Here is a 19,685-nt window from a genome sequence, read left to right on the forward strand (position 1 = left end):
CCCGCGATCTCGCATTGAATGAGCGGCGGCACCCAACGGGTGCCGCCGCTAATCCTTTGGCCACGAGCATTTGCGGACCATACGTCGGTTTGCGATCAACAGATACTGATTCTGCACTGTTCTAGGTAATGCCGCGAAAGGCGCGCGGCCCGGTTTCGACGATCCACTGGGGACTCCCCGGGGCCATTGCACGGAAACGAACGAGGGCTCGACCCGTCTCATGATCACCGTAAGTGATTGCGGACGGGGAAACGGTATACCGACCGTGACGCAGTGGCGAAGCGACAACAAAGTGATGGACTTCGATATGCGGTCCGGGGCGCAATTGTCGCTGCCGCGAAAATACGAGCGACCACTCCAGAGCACGCCATAGGGCCTCTTCGCAACGGATCACCCCCTCCGTAAGGCTTCAAAGGACACACGCCCCGCCCCCTCACGCCGCGCGGAGCCACTGCGCCTGATCACCGACCAGCAGCAGTGGCCTTCAGCCGCAAGCCCGGCGCCGACCCCTTCTCCGCCGGGTCCGTGGGGCGTCGAAGGCCCTGAGCATCCCGACGGGGCTGATCGGCACGGCGATGGTCCCGACGGCGGCGATGCCGGCCAGGGCTCACAGGCCGAGCAGAGCCTTGGCGTTGTCGTGGAGGATCGCCTTCTCCTCGTCCTGGGTCAGTCCGAGGGCGAGGACGGCGTCGAGGGACGCCTTCGGGTCGCAGACCGGCCAGTCGCTGCCATAGAGGATCTTGTCGACACCGACCTTGCGCATGACCCACACGAACTGCTCGGCGTAGGGGCTGCCGGCCAGCAGTTCGGCGATCGCCGAGACGTCGAAGTGGACGTTGTGCTTCCAGAAGGGGTAGCGCGCGGCGATCTCGAAGACCATCAGCTTGGCGAAGTCCAGTCCGCCGAAGTGGGCGACGATGAAGTGGCTGTGCTGGTGGGCCATGGCCAGTTTCAGGAACTTGCCGGGCTGGTCGCCGTCGAAGGGGTTCCAGCCGTCGAAGAGCGTCACGATGCCGTGGTCCCCGGCCCGGCCGACGACGGCGGCGACGCGTTCGTCGGCGACGTCGAAGGCCTGCGTGTTGGGGTGCAGCTTGAGCATCCTGGCGCCCTTGGCGGCGGCCCGGTCGAGTTCGGCGAGCGCGGCCTCGCCGTCGTGGGGGTGGACCGAGACGACGGGGATGATGAATCCGGCGGTGGCCTCGGCGGCGGCGAGGACCTGGTCGTTGCGCCGGGTGGTGGCCTCGGGCTCGCCCGCGCGGGCCATGACGATCGCGGTGCTGTGCTCGACGCGGTCGAGTCCGACTCCGGCGCGCAGCGCGTCGGCGCCGATGCCGTGGTTCTCGGTGGCCTGCTCGTCGGGTGTGAACGCGATGTGCGCGTGGATGTCGATGATCGGTCCGCTGTACGTCATGCGCGTCAGCGTAGGCCGGGTTCGTCCTGAGTGGACTCGGCTGTTTCGGGGGGCTCGTCGCGCGGTTCGGGTTCGGTCAGGTGGATCTGGACCGCGCGGAACTGCCGGGGGGTGTCCTTCAAGGTCGCCAGTCTCGGTTCGCCGACCTCCATGGTGAGCGGGACCATCTTGTGCCGCAGCGCTTCGAGCCGCTTGTCGGCGAGGACGTCGGCGACGGTGCGGCGGTCGCCGCCGGCCACGACGTGTTCGATGTCGTGGAGGTGGGGCATCAGGACGCGGGCGGCGGCGTCGGTGGCCTTCTTGAGGGCCTGCTTGGCCTGCTTCTCGCGGCGGCGGGCGTAGCGCTGCTGCGACCAGCCGCCGGCGGCGGTGCGGCCCTGGACGTAGGTGGTGTCGACTTTCGAGACGAGCAGCTTCGGGCCCTGGAAGACGCCGATGGCGAAGGCACCCTTGCGAACGACGAGGACCGCGACGGTCCGTTCGGTCTCGGCGCGTTCCATGAAGGTCTCGACGAGGTCTTCGAGTTCGGTCTCCTCCTCGAAGCGCTCGCCGAGGGGAAGCGCGCAGGCGGCGACGGCGCCGTCGGCGGCGGTCAGGGTGATGCCGTCGAGGCTCTGTTCGACGGTGCTCGGGCCGTGACGGCCGATGAAGCCGTTGAGCCAGCGCACCACGCGTTCGGGCGCGACGCTGATCACGCGCCCGCCGCCGGTGGCCGGGCGGGAGTTCGACATCGCCTGCCCGCCTTTCCGCTTCGTGGGGGTCGTGTCGTACGGCTCAGCGAGGATAGCGGTATGGGAGCACCCGGCACCAACGCATTGATCGAACGGCTCCAGGAGGTCTTCACGGCCTCGGCCGATCCCGCGCTCGGCGCCGCGATGAGGTCCTACATGCGCGACATGTTCCCCTTCCTCGGGATGAAGACCCCCGAGCGGCGCGCGGCGTCCCGGAAGGTGCTGGCCGGCGCCCCGGCCTTCGGCGAGGAAGCCCTCGCCGAGATCGCGGAGGCCTGCTGGGAGCTGCCCGAACGCGAGTACCAGTACTTCGCGTGCGATCTGCTGGTGCGGAACGCCAAGAGGCTGAGCGCGGACTTCGTCCCGGTTCTTCGGCGCCTGGTGGTCGCCAAGTCCTGGTGGGACACCGTCGACCCGCTCGCGGCGAGGGTGGCCGGGGGTCTCGTGCGGGCCGAGCCGGCGCTGGTGCGGGTCATGGACGAGTGGATCGAGGAGGAGGACCTCTGGCTGGTCCGCGTGGCGCTCCTGCACCAGCTCCTCTACCGTGCCGAGACCGACGCCGGGCGCCTGTTCCGGTACTGCGAGCGGCGGGCCGGCGAGTCGTTCTTCTTCGTCCGCAAGGCCATCGGCTGGGCGCTGCGGGAGTACGCCAAGAGCGATCCGGCGGCGGTGCGCGCCTTCGTCACCCGTACCGAGCTGTCGCCGCTGTCGAGGCGGGAGGCGCTCAAGCACCTCGGGGAGTGATGCGGAAAGGGCCTCCCGGCGAGTGCCGGGAGGCCCTTGGTGATCTCGTTCGCCTCAGACGTTGAAGCCGAGCGCGCGAAGCTGGTCGCGGCCGTCGTCGGTGATCTTGTCGGGGCCCCACGGCGGGATCCACACCCAGTTGATCCGCATGTCGTTCACCAGACCGCCGCCGGGGCCGGTGCACAGCGCCGAGCGGGTCTGGTCCTCGATCACGTCGGTCAGCGGGCAGGCCGCCGAGGTCAGCGTCATGTCCAGGGTCGCGACGTTCTCGTCGTCGATGTGGACCCCGTAGACGAGGCCCAGGTCGACGACGTTGATGCCCAGCTCGGGGTCGACGACGTCCTTCATGGCCTCGGTGACGTCCTCGGGGGACGCCTTCTTCGCGGCACCCTCCGGGGCCGGCGCCGAGGCGGTCTGGTCGAGCACTTCCTCACTCATGAACTCTCTCCGCTCTCGTCGGCCGCGGTCGCCCGGGCGGCCGCGTCTTTGAACGCCATCCAGGACAGCAGGGCGCACTTGACGCGCGCCGGGTACTTCGCCACACCGGCGAAGGCCACCGCGTCCTCCAGCACGTCCTCGTCGGGTTCGACCTCTCCCTTACCCACCATCAGCTCGGTGAACGCCTCAAGGGTCGTCATCGCCTCGGTGAGGGCCTTGCCGTTGAGCAGGTCGAACAGCACGCTCGCCGAGGCCTGCGAGATGGAGCAGCCGACCCCGTCGTAGGAGACGTCGGCGACCTTCCCGCCGTCGAGGTGCACCCGCACGGTGATCTCGTCACCGCAGGTCGGGTTGACGTGGTGCGCCTCGGCCTCGAACGGCTCGCGGAGTCCGCGGCCGTGCGGGCGCTTGTAATGGTCGAGGATGATCTCCTTGTAGAGGTCGTCGAGCAGCATCAGCCAAAGACCTTCCGTACCTTCTCCAACGCCGTGATGAGGGCGTCCACCTCGTCGGTGGTGTTGTACAGGTAGAACGACGCACGGGTGGTCGACGGTACCCCGAAACGCGAACATGTCGGCTTTGCGCAGTGATGTCCGACTCGAACCTCTACGCCCTCGGAGTCGAGGACCTGCCCGACGTCGTGCGGGTGGACGCCTTCGAGATGGAAGGAGATGCAGCCGCCGCGCCCGACGGCGACCTCCGGGCCGATCACCCGAAGACCGGGGACCGACGTCAGGGCGTCGAGGGCGTAGGCGGTCAGTTCCTTCTCGTGCCGCCGGATCGCGTCCATCCCGACGCGGTTGAGGTAGTCCACCGCCACGCCCAGGCCGTAGGCCTCGGTGATCGGCGGTGTGCCGGCCTCGAACTTCGCCGGTGGCGGCGCGTAGGTCGACCCGGTCATGGCGACCGTCTCGATCATCGAACCGCCGCCGAGGAACGGGGGCATCGCCTCGAGCAGTTCGAGCTTGGCGTAGAGCGCGCCGATCCCGGTCGGGCCGAGCATCTTGTGCCCGGTGAAGACCAGGAAGTCCACGTCGAGGTCGACCACGTCGACCGGCATGTGCGGCACCGACTGGGACGCGTCGAGCATCAGCAGCGCGCCGACCTCGCGGACCCGGTTGGCCACCGCGGCCGTCGGGTTGATCGTGCCGAGCAGGTTCGACTGGTGCACGTAGGACACCAGCTTCGTGCGCTCGGTGACCAGCTCGTCGAGGTTCGACAGGTCGAGGCGGCCGTGATCGGTGATCCCGAGCCACTTCAGGGTCGCGCCGGTCCGCTCGCACAGCAGCTGCCAGGGGACGATGTTGGAGTGGTGCTCCATCTCGGAGATCACCACCTCGTCGCCGGGGCCCAGCCGCAGTCGCGGGTCGGCCTTCGGGTCGAGGGAGGCCGCCAGCATCGCGTAGGCGACCAGGTTGACCGACTCGGTGGTGTTCTTGGTGAACACCAGCTCCTCGGGCCGGGCCGCGCCGACGAAGTCGGCGACCTTGACCCGCGCGCCCTCGTAGCCCTCGGTCGCCTCGGCGCCGAGAGTGTGCACCGAACGGGACACGTTGGCGTTGTGCGTCAACGCGAAGTCCCGCATGGCCTCGACGACCTGGAGCGGCTTCTGCGAGGTCGCGGCGGAGTCGAGGTAGACCAGCCGGTGCCCGTTGACCTCCCGATCGAGGATCGGGAAGTCCGCGCGGATCGCCGCGACGTCGAGCTGCGGCGTGTCACCGGTCCGCTCGGCCTCGACCGCCGCTCCGGAAGTGGTCATGGTCAGGCTCCGACCTTCGCGGCGCCCGCGCCCTTGACGTAGCGGTCGTAGCCTTCGGCCTCGAGCTGCTCGGCGAGCTCCGGGCCGCCCTCCTCGACGATCTTGCCGGCGACGAAGACGTGCACGAAGTCGGGCTTCACGTAGCGCAGGATGCGCGTGTAGTGCGTGATCAGCAGGACGCCGAGGTCGTTGTTCTCCTTGACCCGGTTGATGCCCTCGCTGACGATGCGCAGCGCGTCGATGTCGAGGCCGGAGTCGGTCTCGTCGAGGATCGCCATCTTCGGCTTGAGCAGTTCGAGCTGCATGATCTCGTGGCGCTTCTTCTCACCGCCGGAGAAGCCCTCGTTGACGCTGCGGGTGGCGAACTCGGGGTCCATCTCCAGGTCGCTCATGGCCTTCTGGAGGTCCTTGACCCAGGTGCGCAGCTTGGGGGCCTCGCCGTCGATGGCGGTCTTGGCGGTGCGCAGGAAGTTCGACACGGAGACGCCGGGGACCTCGACGGGGTACTGCATCGCCAGGAACAGGCCCGCGCGGGCGCGCTCGTCGACGGTCATCTCCAGGACGTCCTCGCCGTCGAGCAGGACGCTGCCGCCGGTGATGGTGTACTTCGGGTGACCGGCGATCGAGTAGGCCAGGGTCGACTTGCCCGACCCGTTGGGGCCCATGATGGCGTGGGTCTCGCCCGACCTGACCGTGAGGTTGACACCGGCCAGGATCGACTTGTCCTCTTCGCCGGTGTTGACCGACACCTGGAGGTCGCGGATCTCAAGGGTGCTCATGTGTTAGTGCTCCTGTTGACTACTTGTCGCCCGCGGCGGCGGGGCCGTTGTGTGGAACCGTGCTCAGGTAAACGTCTCCGTCGCGGATCTCCACCGGGTAAACCTGGACGGGGATCGTGGCGGGCAGGCCGGTCGGTTCACCGGTCCGCAGGTCGAAGCGGGAGCCGTGCAGCCAGCACTCGAGAGTGCAGCCTTCGACCTCCCCTTCGGACAGTGCCACCGCGGCGTGTGAGCACTCGTCGTAGATCGCGAAGACTTCTTCGGTGTCGGTGTGGACCAGCGCGATCGGCGTGTCGTCGATCTCGGCGCGCACGGCCGTCCCGACGGGGAGGTCGCTCAGGGCGCAGACCCTGATGAACTCGGTGGTGTCCGTGGTGTCCATCAGACGCCCACCTTGGACAGTCGCTCCTCGATCGTCTCGGTGAGACGGTCGCGGATCGCCACGACGGGGATCTTGTGCAGCAGTTCGGCGAAGAAGCCGCGGACGACCAGGCGCCGCGCCTCGTCCTCGGGGATGCCCCGGGACTGGAGGTAGAACAGCTGCTCGTCGTCGAAGCGGCCGGTGGCGCTGGCGTGGCCGGCGCTGACGATCTCGCCGGTCTCGATCTCGAGGTTGGGCACCGAGTCGGCGCGGGCGCCGTCGGTGAGCACCAGGTTCCGGTTGATCTCGTAGGTCTCGGTGCCGGTGGCGACGTCCTGGATGAGCACGTCGCCGACCCACACGGTGTGCGCGTCGGTGCCCTGCAGCGCGCCCTTGTAGTTGACGTTGCTGCGGCAGTCGGGGACGCCGTGGTCCATGAGCAGCCGGTGCTCAAGGTGCTGGCCGCCGTCGGCGATGTAGACGCCGTAGGCGTCGATCGAGGCGTTCGGGCCGGCGAACTCGGCGGAGACGTACTGGCGGACCAGGTCGCCGCCGACGCTCACGGAGATGTGCGTCAGGCTCGCGTCGCGGCCGAGGCGGGCCTTCTGGTGCTGGACCTGCACGGAGTCGGGCGCCCAGTCGGCGACGCTCACGACCGTGACCTTGGCGTTGGCGCCCACGGCGATCTCGACGTTGTCGGCCAGCGTGACCGAACCGACGTGGTCGAGGACGATGGTCACCTCGGCGGACTCGCCGATCTCCAGGAAGGTGTGGCCGAAGGAGACGCCATCGGCGCCGCCGCCGACCACGCGGATGACCACGGGCTCGGTGACGACGGCGTTGCGCGCCACGGAGACGACCAGCGCCTCCTCGGCGGCGGTGAACGCCTGCGCGCTGACCCGGTCGAACGGGGTCAGCACGCTGCCCAGACGCGGGTCGCCCTTGGCCACACTCGCGATGGTCACGCCCTCGGGCGCCGCGCCGTACTCGTGGGCGGGAGCCGTCCCGGCCGGACTCCAGGTCCCGTCGTGCAGGTGGCGCAGGCGCCGCAGCGGCGTGAACCGCCAGTCCTCCTCACGCCCGTTGAGCGTGGGGAAGTCGGCGACGTCGAAGGATCGCAGCAGCTGCGACTTGGTCTTCGGCGGCGCTTCGGCAACCTGGCCGTGCGAATGTGGCCGCGCAGGCGCGTTCGTGGTCATGCTCGTGTCTACTCCGGTCGGTGTTTCTTGAGACGAGGACGGGGATGGCGGTGCGGGCGTCAGCCGACCGCCCCTTCCATCTGGAGCTCGATCAGGCGGTTGAGTTCGAGGGCGTACTCCATCGGCAGCTCCTTGGCGATCGGCTCGATGAACCCGCGGACGATCATGGCCATCGCCTCGTCCTCGGTCAGGCCGCGGCTCATCAGGTAGAACAGCTGGTCGTCGCTGATCTTGGAGACGGTGGCCTCATGGCCCATCTGCACGTCGTCCTCGCGGACGTCGACGTACGGGTAGGTGTCGGAGCGCGAGATCGTGTCGACCAGGAGCGCGTCGCACTTGACGGTGCTCTTGGAGTGGTGCGCGCCCTCGTTGACCTGGACCAGGCCCCGGTATGAGGTGCGCCCGCCGCCCCGCGCGATCGACTTGGAGATGATCGAGGAGGAGGTGTGCGGCGCGGCGTGCGTCATCTTCGCGCCGGCGTCCTGGTGCTGCCCCTCGCCGGCCATCGCCACCGAGAGGACCTCGCCCTTGGCGTGCTCGCCGGTCATGACGACCGCCGGGTACTTCATGGTCACCTTGGAGCCGATGTTGCCGTCGACCCACTCCATCGTCGCGCCCGCCTCGGCGACCGCGCGCTTGGTGACCAGGTTGTAGACGTTGTTCGACCAGTTCTGGATGGTCGTGTAGCGGCAGCGGCCGCCCTTCTTCACGATGATCTCCACGACCGCCGAGTGCAGCGAGTCGGAGCTGTAGATCGGCGCGGTGCAGCCTTCGACGTAGTGCACGTAGGCGCCCTCGTCGACGATGATCAGGGTCCGCTCGAACTGGCCCATGTTCTCGGTGTTGATCCGGAAGTAGGCCTGCAGCGGGATGTCGACGTGCACGCCCGGCGGGACGTAGATGAACGAGCCGCCCGACCAGACCGAGGTGTTCAGCGCGGCGAACTTGTTGTCGCCGACCGGGATCACCGTGCCGAAGTACTCCTTGAAGAGCTCCGGGTGCTCCTTGAGGGCGGTGTCGGTGTCGAGGAAGACGACACCCTGCTCCTCAAGGTCCTCACGGATCTTGTGGTAGACCACCTCGGACTCGTACTGGGCGGCCACACCGGCCACGAGGCGCTGCTTCTCGGCCTCGGGGATGCCGAGACGGTCGTAGGTGTTCTTGATGTCCTCGGGCAGGTCCTCCCAGGACTCGGCCTGCTTCTCGGTGGAGCGCACGAAGTACTTGATGTTGTCGAAGTCGATCCCCGACAGGTCGGAGCCCCAGTTCGGCATCGGCTTGCGACCGAAGAGCTTGAGGCCCTTCAGACGCAGGTCGAGCATCCACTGCGGTTCGCTCTTCTTCGCGGAAATGTCGCGGACCACCGCTTCGGACAGGCCGCGCTGCGCCGAGGCGCCGGCGGTGTCGTTGTCGGCCCAGCCGTACTCGTAGTTACCGAGTGAGGCCAGCACCTCGTCCTGGCTCAGCGGGGCCTGGCTGGTCGTCTCCGTCATGATTCTCGCGTCCTCAAGTTGTCGACACTGGATTTGCCTGTGACCGGCCGGTTCGTCTGGCGGGCCGGTATGTGCGTGGTGCAGACGCCGTCACCGTTGGCGATCGTGGCCAGGCGCTGCACATGGGTGCCCACCAGACGGCCGATCACCTCGGTCTCGGCCTCGCACAGCTGCGGGAACTCCGCGGCGACGTGCGCGACCGGGCAGTGGTGCTGGCACAGCTGCCCGCCGGTGGCGATCGCCGAGGCGGAGGCAGCGTACCCCTCGGCCGAGAGCGCTTCGGCGAGGGCGGTGGCTCTGGCCAGGGGCTCCTCGCCGGCGCCGTCCATGGCGGTCCGGCAGCGCTCTTCGAGCCGGGCGGTCTGCTCGGCGGCGAACGCGCCGACGGCGGCGGGCCCGGCGTGCCGGGAGATCCACCGCAGGGCGTCGGCGGCGAGGTTGTCATAGGTGTGCGGGAACGTGTCGCGCGCCGCGTCGGTGAGGCGGTACGCCTTGGCGGGGCGTCCTCGGCCGCGACCGGCGGTCGCGGCGGGCTCACGCGTCTCGACGAGACCTTCGACGGCCAGCGCGTCGAGGTGCTTGCGCACCGCGTGCGTGGTCAGGCCGAGGACCGCGGCGAGTTCGGCGGCCGTGGCGTGCCCTCTTTCGAGGAGCAGCTGGGCGACACGCTGGCGCGTTCGACCGTCGGGGACGGCGCAGCCGCTCCCGGTCCGTTCGATCGCCAGGTCGAATTCCACAACCCAAGTGTTACCTATTTAGCCGGAGCGCGCCATGCAGGGGTGCCGTGAAGGCGATCACGAAGGGCACCCTTACCGGCCCTGACCTCGACCTGCGGTTTCGACCGAACGTAGAAGTTGGCCGGTACCCGCGCTCGGACCCGCGCGCGGCGCCCCGTAGCCTGTGCCCTTGTGTCACCTACGTGGGTCCGGCGGATCGCGCTGATCAACATCATCGCCAATGTCGCCATCGTCATCACCGGCGGGGCCGTTCGTCTGACCGGTTCGGGCCTCGGCTGCCCGAGCTGGCCGAACTGCTCCCCCGACTCGTTCCACACCACGGCCGCGCTCGGCATCAACGGCGCCATCGAATGGGGCAACCGGCTCTTCGGCGTCGTCGTGGGGTTCATCGCCGTCGTGGGACTGTTCGCCGCCTGGCGCAGGCGACCCCGCCGCACCTCGCTGGTGAAGATGGCCGCGCTCCTGCTGGTGGCCATCCTCGCGCAGGGCGGCATCGGCGCGATGACCGTGATCACCGGGCTCAACCCGTGGTCGGTGAGCCTGCACTTCCTCGTCAGCGTCGGCGCGCTCGCCGTGGCGGTCGCCTTCTGGGTCCGCTCCGGAGAGCCCGACGGCCCCGTCCGCGTCATCGTGCCCCGCCCCGTGCGGCTGCTGGCATGGGCGATCATCGCCGCGGCGCTCGCGACGGTCGCCATCGGCACCATGGTGACCGGCAGCGGCCCCCACGCAGGTGACCCCGAGACCCCCCGCCTCGACCTCGACGGGCACCTGATCACGCAGCTGCACGCCGACGCCGCCTTCCTGCTGATCGGCCTCACCGCGGCGATGCTGCTGACCCTGAAGGCCGTCAAGGCGCCACCCGTGACCATGCGGGCGGCGTGGTGGCTGGCCGGAGTGCTGCTGGCACAGGGCGCGATCGGGTACGTGCAGTACTTCACGAACCTGCCGGCGATCCTCGTCGGCGCGCACATGCTCGGCGCGTCGGTGCTGTGGATCGCGGCGCTGCTGGTGCTGTACCGCACCCGCGTGCGCGACCTCGCCGACGACCCGCAGGCGAAGGTCCCCGACCCGCGGCCCGCGACGACGCCGGCAGAGTTGGCGGTCGGGTAGGGAGTGGGGCGAGCCCCACGCCCCACGCCCCACGCCCCACGCCCCACGCCCCACGCCCCACGCCCCACGCCCCACGCCCCACGCCCCACGCCCCACGCCCCACGCCCGCGAGGATGCCGGTGACGTCCAGTAGCCGAGGCGTTCGCGCACGAGCCGCTCCCCCTGTTCTTTGACGCGCTGCCGCGCGCGGACCCGCCGCCCGCGGACGTATCCACCGAGCGCACTCGCCACGCCGCAGCACCACCGGTGCGTGGCGGACCGCACTGGAGCCAGCCCCGGGAGGAAGGCGACCGCTTCCCCTCCGCGAAGTCGGCGAGCGCCTGAGATCGAGTTCGGCCGGCCACCACGCCGCTGCCCGACCCCACCAAAGCGGCGGCGCGAGTGCGTTTCCGCACCCGCGCCGCCGTCGGTCGTCGGTCGCCGAGTCGGTCGGCCGCGCCGTCGATCAGTCGAAGATGGGCCCTTGCGTGCGGGTCCGCTTGATCTCGTAGAAGCCGGGAATCCCCGCCACGAGCAGCGTGCCGTCCCACAACCGCAGCGCCTCCTCGCCCTTCGGTGCCGGAGTCACGACCGGCCCGAAGAACGCGACACGCTCCCCGTCGGCGCCGGCCACGGCGATCACCGGCGTGCCGACGTCCTGCCCCACCAGCCCGATGCCCTCGGCGTGGGAGGCGCGCACCGCCTCATCGTGGGCGTCGGTGAAGGCGGCGTCGGCGAGTTCGGTGGGCAGGCCCACGTCGGAGAGGGCGCCTTCGAGCATCTCGCGGCCCAGCTCCTCCTTCTTGAGGTGGATGCGGGTGCCCATGGCGGTGTAGAGGTCGCCGAGGATCTCGTCGCCGTGCTTCTTCGCCGCCGCGATGAGGACGCGGACGGGGTACCAGCCGCGCACGAGGACGGCCTCGCGGTACTCCTCGGGGAGGTCCTTGCCCTCGTTGAGGACGGCGAGGCTCATGACGTGCCAGTTCACGGTGATCTCGGGGCGCTGGCGCTTGACCTCGTGGACCCAGCGGGAGGTCATCCACGCCCACGGGCAGAGGGGGTCGAACCAGAAGTCGGCGACTTGGTCGCGGGTTTCATGCACAGACATGGAATGGAGACTACGCCAACGGTGTGTCCGCGCTCCCGACCCGTCGTCATAGGTGGTGTTGTTCGCTCCGCTATCGGATCACCAGAATGTCCGCCGGCTCGTGCTCCGAAATGCCGGTCGGTTCGATGAGCACCTCGCGGGCCAGCCTCCGGACCCTGGCCCACCCCGGGTCCTCGGTCAGGGCGATCGTCGTCCATCGCCGAGCCTGCTCCTGCCGCTCTCTGTGAGCGTTGTGTCGACCACTAGGTTCTGGCCATGGCGTACTACGGGTCGATCGTGCTGAGTCGTTCCGACTCCCACTTGACCGTGCTCCCCGACATGGACGCGATCGGCTATCAACACCGGCGACTGCGCGAACTGGGTGAGGGCTGGCAGGTGCTGGAGACGGCCGGCTTGGACGACCCGCCCGACATGGCCGAGGCCGTCGGGCGCCTCGCCGGGCTGTGGGCGAGCCCCGTCCTGGCCGCCCACGTTTCGGGGAGCCACTGCGCTCAGCTGCACGGCGCGCTGCCCGGTGAAGCCGCGTGGTCGACGCACCTTCCCTACCCGGCCGACGCCGACTGCGGGTACCGGCACAGGCCCGTCACCGAACCCGGCGGGTCGATCCAGCAGGCGCGCGAGGCGATCACCGGCTGGGCCGAGGGGGCCGGACTTCCGGCATCGCGGGCGCGACTCGACCGGATCCTCCGGCAGGACGGGCCGCCGACCGATGTCGACCGCGCCTACAGCCCGATCTCGCCCCAGGACCTGGTCTTCGAACTACTTCGGGCGCTCGGCTTCCGCGACATGCCGGCCCCTCGCCCCTACGATTTCGACCCGGACGAGGAGCCCTACAACGCGGTCGTCGCCGGATGGTGGGGCCTGGCGGACCGGGCACGGTCCGCCGCCGCCCATCGCGTCGTCGGCGACAACGCGGAACCTCCCGTCTGGCAGACCGAGGCGATCCGGCTCCAGTGCGACATCTACTCGTCCCTCTACGGAGGAGCCCACTCCCCCGAGGAACTCGCGGCCAGGGCCGAGTGGGTCACCCAAGCCCACCGTGCGGCCGAGGAAGGCACCGAACCCCCGCCGCGCACCATCCTGCTCGGCGGCCGACCGGCGACCAACATCCAGCACGTACTCCGCACCAGCGCCGCCGGGGCCATCGGTTCGGCCCTCACCGTCCACCGCGCCAACCTGGGCGGCGACGCTCCCAACGGCGTCTACTGGGGTGACTCCGCCGAAGGCGAAGGGCGCTGGCCCGACCTCCCCTGACCAGCTCCCCCACCTCCGGACGTCCCAGCCGCCCGCTCCCGACCTCAGTGCTCGCAGAGGGAGAACTCGCGCTCGTAGAGCTGCTCGTTGTGTTCGTCGACGAAGAACTTGCGCTCCTGCATGAGCTGCTCGCGGAAGCCCTTCGCCTGCTCCAGGGTCATGGTGGAGGTGCCGGACCACGGCTGCTGCGGCGGGATGTCGGCTGTCGACACGATCTTCTCCGACGGGTCGACCAGGAAGAACGCGAGGATCTTGCGGTGTCCCGGGCGGGTGGGGTCCGCCAGACGGAACGAGCCGACGCGATGTTGCAGGACGTTCGGAAACGCCAGGCAGCGGCCCACCGAGGTCGTCACCGCTCCGAACTCCTGGTTGAGGGCGTCCTCGTTCTCCAGGCCGTAGACCTCGCGCAGACCGTTGTCGTCGCTCTGCTCGTAGTCCGGATCGTCGAGCGCCGTCCGGAAGCTCAGCGTGCTCTCGGTGATGTTCTCGCAGTCCCAGTAGTAGATGCCCGTCGAAACGATCCGCTCGTTCACCATCCCCTCGACATGCCAGGAACCGCCGCGGTACTCGGGCCGGTCGGGGGTGAGGTGGATGCTCGCGACCTTGACGATGACCTGGAGCCGGCGGCCGCGCAGGTCGACCCGCTTGGCCTCGTCGGGCGGCTCGGGCGGAGTGAAGTCCGGGGCGTCGGGCACGACGGGACTGCGGTTCTCCCACCAGTCGCGGTCGGCGTCCTCCCATGCGCTGACCGCTTCCTCGAACGCCTTATCGTCGTCGAAGGCCGCCCGGTCCGGGTGCTCCGGCTCCGAGTCGTACCATCCGTACGGGTCGGCCTCGATCCGCAGGGGCCGCGGATTCCGCAGGTCGGTCAGCACGTTCTCCCACAGCGGGAGCAGGCGCGCGAAGAGGTCCGGCAGGACGGCGGCGAGGTCGCGATGGGTCTCGGGGTGGACGTTGTTGACATACGAGGCGAAGACGGCTTCGCCCTCGGGGCTGACGTCGACGTCGGTGGGCAGCCACTGGAACTTCTCCGAGAACTCGTACCGCGAGTAGCGGTCGGTCGGGTTCTGCCAGGCGCGCTCGGGCGCTCCGCTCACCTCGCGCACCAGGCAGAACAGAGAGGGATGGACCAGGTCGAGCACCTGGCCGTCGGATCCCGGGTGCCAGTCCCGTTCGTGCTCGGGGACCTGCTCCAGAACCTGCACGGCGTCGCGCAGCCGGGTCCTGAGCTCGTCGTCGACCAGCGTGTCCGACTGCCACACCCCGTCGACGGCGGACACCTCGATGCCGGTCGGCCCGTCTCGCAGCGCGGCGTAGTGCGCGAGCTCGGCGAGCACGTAGCGGACCTGTGCCTCGGTAAGGCCCTGGGCGAGCGCTTCCCGCGTCCACCTGGCGACGATCTCGGCGTCGTTCATCTTGTCGAACCATCCCGGCTTCGCCCGGATATGGGCGCTGCACCGCATCATCTGGAGTTCCCGCAGTGTTCGGGGCGCCGCGTACCACATGGAGCGGGAGGCATGGAAGGGCAGTGGAAACGCGGACAGGGTGGTCAACTCTCGGTCCTCTCGGGTGATGTGCGGTGGCGGAAGGATACTGCGGCGGTCCGACAAGACCGCCGTCGTCCCGTCATCGCCGCAATCCTCAATGGACTGTCCGATGTCGACGCTGGGAGCCCATGAACCCCGCGGATCACCCCGGCCGACAGCGCACCGTCGGCCGGGGTGATCGGCTCCGCATGACGCCGGGATCACGCCGTGCGCAGGCGGAAACGCTGGCAGGTGTTGTCGAGCCAGGACCACTGGGCGATGTTCGTGCCGTCACCCAGTCCGCAGCCGGCCAGGTCGACGGCCTTGCCGCTGTGGCGTGCGACGAACCGCGTCGAACCGTCGGGCAGTGGCTCCGGCCTGAACTGGGAGTTGCCACCGGTACACGCGCCGAGGGCGATGTTCGCCCCATCGGCGGTGGACGAGCCCGCGACCGACAGGCACAGGCCGGTGGCGTTCTGCGGCGACAGCCGGTAGTAGCCGTTGTCGGTGTGGGTGAAGGTCCACTTCTGGCAGGCGTTGTTCAGGTAGGCCCACTGGCGGACGTTCGTGCCCGACGCGGTGGCGCAGTCGGCGACGTCGAGCACGCGTCCACTCTGGACGCTCGTGACCGTCTGCGCGCCGACGGGCTGGAACCGCCACTGCTGGCACGCCGCCCCCGACCAGGTCCACTGCCGGATCTCGGCGCCGGCCGCCGCACCGCAGTCGGCGACGTCCAGGGCCTTCCCGCTGTTGCGGTTCTGGAGCCGGAACCAGCCGTCGCCGGCCGGTATCACCTGCCACTGCTGGCAGGTGTTGTCCAGCCAGGCGAACTGGCGGACGTCGGTGCCGTCGGCCGTACCGCAGTCGGCGACGTCGAGGCTCTTGCCGCTGGAAGGGTTCACCAGCCGGTAGTAGCCGTCCCCGGTGGCATCGAGGACCCAGCCCGCCGCGCCGCCGGAGCACGCGTACTGGGCAACGTTCGCGCCGTCGGTGGTCGAACCGCCCGCGACGGCCGCGCACAGACCGCTGTTGCGGTTGACCACCTGGTAGGCCGTTCCCTCGACGGCCGCGGTGATCGGGCCGCGCTCACCGGAGGGGACGTTGAGGACCGTCGAGGTCGACACCGGCGCGCCGAAGTTCGGTGTGCCGTCGCCGTTCCAGGTGAACGGCTGCGCCCGCGTCGAACGCGTCTGCCCGCAGCCCTGGGAGGTCGAGGCGTTGCCGTGGTAGACGATCCAGCTCTGCGTCCCGTCGGGGGACGTGAAGAAGCCGTTGTGCCCGGGCCCGTACACGCCGTTGGCCGCCGAGAACACCGGGTTCGGCGACTTCGTCCACGAGGAGGCGCTGAGCGGGTCGCTCCCGGTCAGCGCGAGCAGCCCGAGCTTGTAGTACTGGGTGGAGCAGGCGCTGGCCGAGTAGACGATGAACGTGCGTCCATTACGTTGCAGTGGTTCGGGGCCCTCGTTGACGCGTCCTCCCTGTAGCTCCCAGCCCAGCGTCGGCCGGGAGATGAGGACCCGGGAACCGGTGACCGTCCACGGGTTGGTCATCCGCGCGATCCACAGACTCTGGTCGGCGCCGGAGAACTCCGACCACAGCAAGTACAGCTGGCCGTTGACGGTGAGGTAGCTGCCGTCGATGTTCCACGACGCGCCCATCGGCGAGCCCCGGTCGGTGTAGGGGCCCATCGGGTCGTCGCCGGCGCTCTCCAGGACGCTCAGGTGCTGGTAGTCGAGGGTGCCCGAGCGGCCCGAGACGTAGAGCATGTACCAGCGGGTGCCGTTGGGGCCATTGAGGCGGTGGAACTCCGGTGCCCAGTGGGTGCAGCAGCGCTCGGTGGACGTGTCCGACCAGATGGCGGCCGGGGTCGCGGAGCCCAGGCCCGCCAGTGTGGGCGACTTTCGCATGGTCACCTGCTGGTTCCAGGTCGTGACCGCGAGGTAGTAGTTCCCGTCGTGGAACTGGAGCCAGGGATCGGCGCCGTCGGCGAGAAGCGGGTTGCGGAAGGTCGTCTCGCCGACTGCCTCCGCGGCGGTCGACGGGATGGTCAGCAGCGCCAGGCACATCAGCAGCGCTGCGAGTAAGCGGGAGGCGGGTGTCCGCGTTCGGCGGCTCATGGATGTCTCCTATGTGAATGGTGGAAGCTCGGCCGGCCGATGCTCAGGAACTCAGGTACGGCCAGCCGTCGGCGGTCCACGAGACCCACTCGATCCCCAGACGGAAGCCGTAGCCCCCGTAGGAGTGGTAGCCGATCCAGCCCGCGGACAGGGACTGACCGCCCGCGGCGACATCGGAGCCCCGGCGCGCGAGGATCACCGTCCCTCCACCCTGGAGCAACTGCCGGCCACCGCGGTCGACGTAGGGACCGGTCACCGAGGTCGACCGCCCCACGGCGATCTTGTAGGTGCTGTCGGCGCCCGCGCAGCACACGTCGAAGGACGTGAAGAGGTAGTAGTACCCACCCCGCCGGACGATGTAGGGCGCCTCCACCGCGCTCGTACCGGCGGGCCTGCGGTCGGCCAGGTGCACCGGCTGCGCCCCCGCCGCCGGCTTGCCGTTCGAGCCGAGCCTGATCGCGTAGATGCCGCTCCACCAGGACCCGAAGGACATCCAGCGGACGCCGTCGGCCTCGATGATGCCCGGATCGATGGCGTTGTACGGGTTGCCGTTGAAGGACTCGAAGACCTTCCCCTGGTCGACCCAGCGGTAGGCGGGATCGGCCGGATCGAGGGTCGTGTTGGTCGCCAGCCCGATCAGCGAGCGCTGCGAGCCGAAGGTCGAGGCGCTGTAGTACATGTGGTAGACCCCGCCGGCGAGGAAGATCTCGGGCGCCCAGAGGTTGCTCACGCCCGGAATCGCCTGGGGGATCCAGGACGGCTTCGAGTTCCAGATGGTGCCGCGGTAGGTCCAGTCGCGGCCGTCGGGTGACGAGCGGACGGTTATCGTGCCGCCCCCTGCTCCCCCTCCGGTGGCGAAGACGTACCAGGGGCGGCCGGCGGTGCCCACGACGAGCGCGGGGTCGTGCGCGCCGAGGTCGCCGGTGAGCCGGAGCGGCGCGGCCGCCGCGGTGCCCGGGTTGACGAGTAAGGAGAGGGTCAGCAGCGCACAGGCGAGCAGCGCCGCCGCGGTCCGGTTGTTCTTCGGCATGACTGTTCTCTTCCGTTCCTTCGCCGGGGTGGCCTCGGCCGAGGTCAGCCCTTGATTCCGGCGCCGGCGATCCCCGTGACGATCCGGCGCTGGAAGACCATGAAGACGACCAGCAGCGGCACCGCGCTGATCACCGCGGCGGCCATGTTCTGCGCGTAGGCGATCCCGTAGACGCTCTGCACGACGCCCAGCCCGACGGGCAGGGTCATGATCGAGGGGTCGGTGGTCGCCACGAACGGCCACAGGAAGTTGTTCCAGGAGCCGATGAAGGTGAAGATGCCCACCGCGGCCAGGATCGGCCGGGACAGGGGCAGGATCACGCTCCACAGGATCCGCAGGTGCCCGGCGCCGTCGATGCGCGCGGCCTCCTCGTAATCGCGTGGGATGGCGTCGAAGAAGCGCTTGAGGATGAACACCATCACCGGTGCCACGACCTGGGGCAGGGCGATTCCCCAGTAGGTGTCCACGAGCCCGAGGGTGGACATCTGCGTGAACAGCGGCACGATCAGGACCTGCGGGGGGACGAGGATCCCGGCGATGATGATCGCGAAGAACCAGCTCCGGCCGGGGAAGCGGGTCTTGGAGAAGCCGTAGGCGGCCAGTGAGCACAGCGCGAGCGTCAGGGCCGTGACGAGCACCGAGACGATGGTGCTGTTGACGATCCAGCGCGGGATGTCCCCGACCGCCCACACCTCGCGGTACGCGGCGAAGGTCGGGTTCTCCGACAGCCACGCGAGCGGCACGAGGGTCGTCTCGGCCTCGGGTTTGATCGAGGTCGCCGCCGCCCACAGCAGCGGCGCGAGCCAGAAGACCGCCGCCCAGAACGCCGCGAAGTACACCAGTGCCGCGGCCGGGGAGATGACGAGCCTCCTGGGGCGCGCCCGGACCGCCGGCGCGTTCGCCTCAACGGACATCGCTAGACCTCCTCGCGCGAGAACAGGCGGAACTGCACGACCGAGAACACGATGATCACCGCGAACAGCAGGTAGGAGATCGCCGAGGCGTAGCCGATGCGGAAGCCGGTGAAACCGGACTCGTAGATGTACTGGATCAGTGGCCGGGTGGCGAAGTTCGGGCCGCCGCGCGTCATGAGGTAGACCTGGTCGAAGATCTTCAGGGAGGCGACGAGCTGGAGCACGAGCACCAGCACGGTGGTGCGCCGCAGCAGCGGCAGGGTGATGCTCCAGAGTTTGCGTCCACCGGAGGCGCCGTCGACGTCGGCGGCCTCGTAAATCTCGCGCGGGATCCCTTGCAGGGCCGCGAGGTAGAGCAGGTAGTTGAAGCCGACGGTCCACCACAGGGTCGTGACGACCACCGAGATCATCGCGACGCGTTCGTCGGCGAGCCAGCCGACCTCGGTGAGGCCGAGCCCGGTGAGCGTGTCGTTGACCAGCCCGAATCCCGGCTGGTACAACCAGACCCAGATCATCGTGACGACCGCGACGGGCAGTACGAACGGCGCGAAGAAGGAGAAGCGCAGAAACCAGCCGAGGCGGCGCGCCCGCGCGGTCAGCAGAGCCAGGCCGAGCCCGGCGAGGACCAGGGGCGGTGTGCTCAAACCGGTGAACACCAGCGTGTTCCACAGGGACGACCACACGGCGGGATCGGTGAGGCTCTCGGTCCAGTTCGACCAGCCGATGTAGCCGGCGGGCGCGCCGGTGAGGCTGCGGTCGGTGAAGGTGTAGGCGAAGCCGGTGATGGTGGGCCACAGCAGGAAAACGGCGAAGAGGACCGCGAACGGCAGGACGAACCACAGGCCCGCCCAGGAGACCGGCCGCGACCGGATCGCGGGCGGCGGTGCCTCCACCGGCGGATCACTGTCCTCAGTGGACGTACGGACGCCGGAGTCTTCTCGTGCTCCGGCCGTTGAGCGGGCCATGGCTGCACTCCTTGCCGAGAGGCGGGCGGA

At 69.3% G+C, this 19,685-nt stretch carries 19 protein-coding genes; 3 read left to right on the top strand and 16 right to left on the bottom strand.

Annotation, left to right across the window (positions count from 1 at the left end; translation table 11 throughout):
* Positions 1 to 607 precede the first annotated feature (607 nt).
* Complete coding sequence (locus AB0I28_RS17615; RefSeq protein WP_357494397.1) at positions 608 to 1,411, bottom strand: amidohydrolase family protein; 804 nt, start codon at positions 1,409 to 1,411, stop codon at positions 608 to 610.
* A gap of 5 nt (positions 1,412 to 1,416) precedes the next feature.
* Entirely contained in the window at positions 1,417 to 2,142 is a 726-nt protein-coding gene (locus AB0I28_RS17620) for an acVLRF1 family peptidyl-tRNA hydrolase (protein WP_357494399.1), read from the bottom strand.
* 60 nt (positions 2,143 to 2,202) lie between these two features.
* Between AB0I28_RS17620 and AB0I28_RS17625 the strand changes: the two genes are divergently transcribed.
* On the top strand, positions 2,203 to 2,886 hold the full coding sequence (locus tag AB0I28_RS17625; protein ID WP_357494401.1) for a DNA alkylation repair protein: 684 nt from the start codon (positions 2,203 to 2,205) through the stop codon (positions 2,884 to 2,886).
* Positions 2,887 to 2,940: 54 nt separating this feature from the next.
* Here AB0I28_RS17625 and AB0I28_RS17630 read toward each other — a convergent pair whose 3' ends face one another.
* Genes AB0I28_RS17630 through AB0I28_RS17665 form a run of 8 tightly spaced genes read right to left on the bottom strand, consistent with a single transcriptional unit; the run spans position 2,941 to position 9,652 of the window.
* A complete protein-coding gene (locus AB0I28_RS17630) occupies positions 2,941 to 3,324 on the bottom strand; it encodes a metal-sulfur cluster assembly factor (RefSeq protein WP_357494403.1) in 384 nt (127 codons plus the stop codon).
* Positions 3,321 to 3,779, bottom strand: coding sequence for a Fe-S cluster assembly sulfur transfer protein SufU (gene sufU / locus AB0I28_RS17635; RefSeq protein ID WP_357494405.1), 459 nt, complete (start codon positions 3,777 to 3,779; stop codon positions 3,321 to 3,323). Before sufU ends, AB0I28_RS17630 begins: the two co-directional genes overlap by 4 nt.
* Positions 3,779 to 5,083 (bottom strand): cysteine desulfurase, encoded by a 1,305-nt coding sequence (locus AB0I28_RS17640; RefSeq protein ID WP_357494407.1) that lies wholly within the window; start codon positions 5,081 to 5,083, stop codon positions 3,779 to 3,781. Before AB0I28_RS17640 ends, sufU begins: the two co-directional genes overlap by 1 nt.
* A 2-nt stretch (positions 5,084 to 5,085) precedes the next feature.
* Positions 5,086 to 5,862, bottom strand: coding sequence for a Fe-S cluster assembly ATPase SufC (sufC, locus tag AB0I28_RS17645; protein WP_357494408.1), 777 nt, complete (start codon positions 5,860 to 5,862; stop codon positions 5,086 to 5,088).
* A 19-nt stretch (positions 5,863 to 5,881) separates the two neighbouring features.
* Positions 5,882 to 6,244, bottom strand: a complete 363-nt coding sequence (locus tag AB0I28_RS17650) for a non-heme iron oxygenase ferredoxin subunit (protein WP_357494410.1) — start codon at positions 6,242 to 6,244, stop codon at positions 5,882 to 5,884.
* Complete coding sequence (gene sufD / locus AB0I28_RS17655) at positions 6,244 to 7,422, bottom strand: Fe-S cluster assembly protein SufD (protein WP_357494412.1); 1,179 nt, start codon at positions 7,420 to 7,422, stop codon at positions 6,244 to 6,246. The genes AB0I28_RS17650 and sufD overlap by 1 nt, the downstream gene beginning before the upstream one ends.
* A 59-nt stretch (positions 7,423 to 7,481) precedes the next feature.
* Positions 7,482 to 8,915, bottom strand: a complete 1,434-nt coding sequence (gene sufB / locus AB0I28_RS17660) for a Fe-S cluster assembly protein SufB (protein WP_357494414.1) — start codon at positions 8,913 to 8,915, stop codon at positions 7,482 to 7,484.
* A complete protein-coding gene (locus AB0I28_RS17665) occupies positions 8,912 to 9,652 on the bottom strand; it encodes a metalloregulator ArsR/SmtB family transcription factor (protein ID WP_357494416.1) in 741 nt (246 codons plus the stop codon). The genes sufB and AB0I28_RS17665 overlap by 4 nt, the downstream gene beginning before the upstream one ends.
* 171 nt (positions 9,653 to 9,823) lie before the next feature.
* On the opposite strand from AB0I28_RS17665, the gene AB0I28_RS17670 reads away from it, so the two are divergent.
* The gene (locus AB0I28_RS17670) at positions 9,824 to 10,762 is read left to right on the top strand and encodes a COX15/CtaA family protein (RefSeq protein WP_357494418.1); all 939 of its coding nucleotides are present in this window, start codon (positions 9,824 to 9,826) and stop codon (positions 10,760 to 10,762) included.
* Positions 10,763 to 11,207: 445 nt separating this feature from the next.
* On the opposite strand, the gene AB0I28_RS17675 is transcribed toward AB0I28_RS17670, so the two are convergent.
* On the bottom strand, positions 11,208 to 11,849 hold the full coding sequence (locus tag AB0I28_RS17675; RefSeq protein WP_357494419.1) for a DsbA family protein: 642 nt from the start codon (positions 11,847 to 11,849) through the stop codon (positions 11,208 to 11,210).
* 255 nt (positions 11,850 to 12,104) lie between these two features.
* Between AB0I28_RS17675 and AB0I28_RS17680 the strand changes: the two genes are divergently transcribed.
* Complete coding sequence (locus AB0I28_RS17680) at positions 12,105 to 13,103, top strand: hypothetical protein (protein WP_357494421.1); 999 nt, start codon at positions 12,105 to 12,107, stop codon at positions 13,101 to 13,103.
* Positions 13,104 to 13,147: 44 nt separating this feature from the next.
* On the opposite strand, the gene AB0I28_RS17685 is transcribed toward AB0I28_RS17680, so the two are convergent.
* From AB0I28_RS17685 to AB0I28_RS17705, 5 genes are all read right to left on the bottom strand, one after another.
* Positions 13,148 to 14,656 (bottom strand): DUF4246 domain-containing protein, encoded by a 1,509-nt coding sequence (locus AB0I28_RS17685; protein WP_357494423.1) that lies wholly within the window; start codon positions 14,654 to 14,656, stop codon positions 13,148 to 13,150.
* A gap of 194 nt (positions 14,657 to 14,850) precedes the next feature.
* Positions 14,851 to 16,746: an RICIN domain-containing protein gene (locus tag AB0I28_RS17690; RefSeq protein WP_357494425.1), complete on the bottom strand. Its 1,896-nt coding sequence runs from the start codon at positions 16,744 to 16,746 to the stop codon at positions 14,851 to 14,853.
* 43 nt (positions 16,747 to 16,789) lie between these two features.
* Entirely contained in the window at positions 16,790 to 17,776 is a 987-nt protein-coding gene (locus AB0I28_RS17695; protein ID WP_357494427.1) for an arabinan endo-1,5-alpha-L-arabinosidase, read from the bottom strand.
* Between the two features lie 44 nt (positions 17,777 to 17,820).
* Positions 17,821 to 18,690, bottom strand: a complete 870-nt coding sequence (locus tag AB0I28_RS17700; protein WP_357494429.1) for a carbohydrate ABC transporter permease — start codon at positions 18,688 to 18,690, stop codon at positions 17,821 to 17,823.
* A gap of 2 nt (positions 18,691 to 18,692) precedes the next feature.
* Complete coding sequence (locus tag AB0I28_RS17705; RefSeq protein ID WP_357494431.1) at positions 18,693 to 19,655, bottom strand: sugar ABC transporter permease; 963 nt, start codon at positions 19,653 to 19,655, stop codon at positions 18,693 to 18,695.
* Positions 19,656 to 19,685: the final 30 nt, after the last annotated feature.

The sequence above is a fragment of the Phytomonospora sp. NPDC050363 genome (assembly GCF_040655735.1).
Taxonomy (GTDB): Bacteria; Actinomycetota; Actinomycetes; order Mycobacteriales; family Micromonosporaceae; genus Phytomonospora.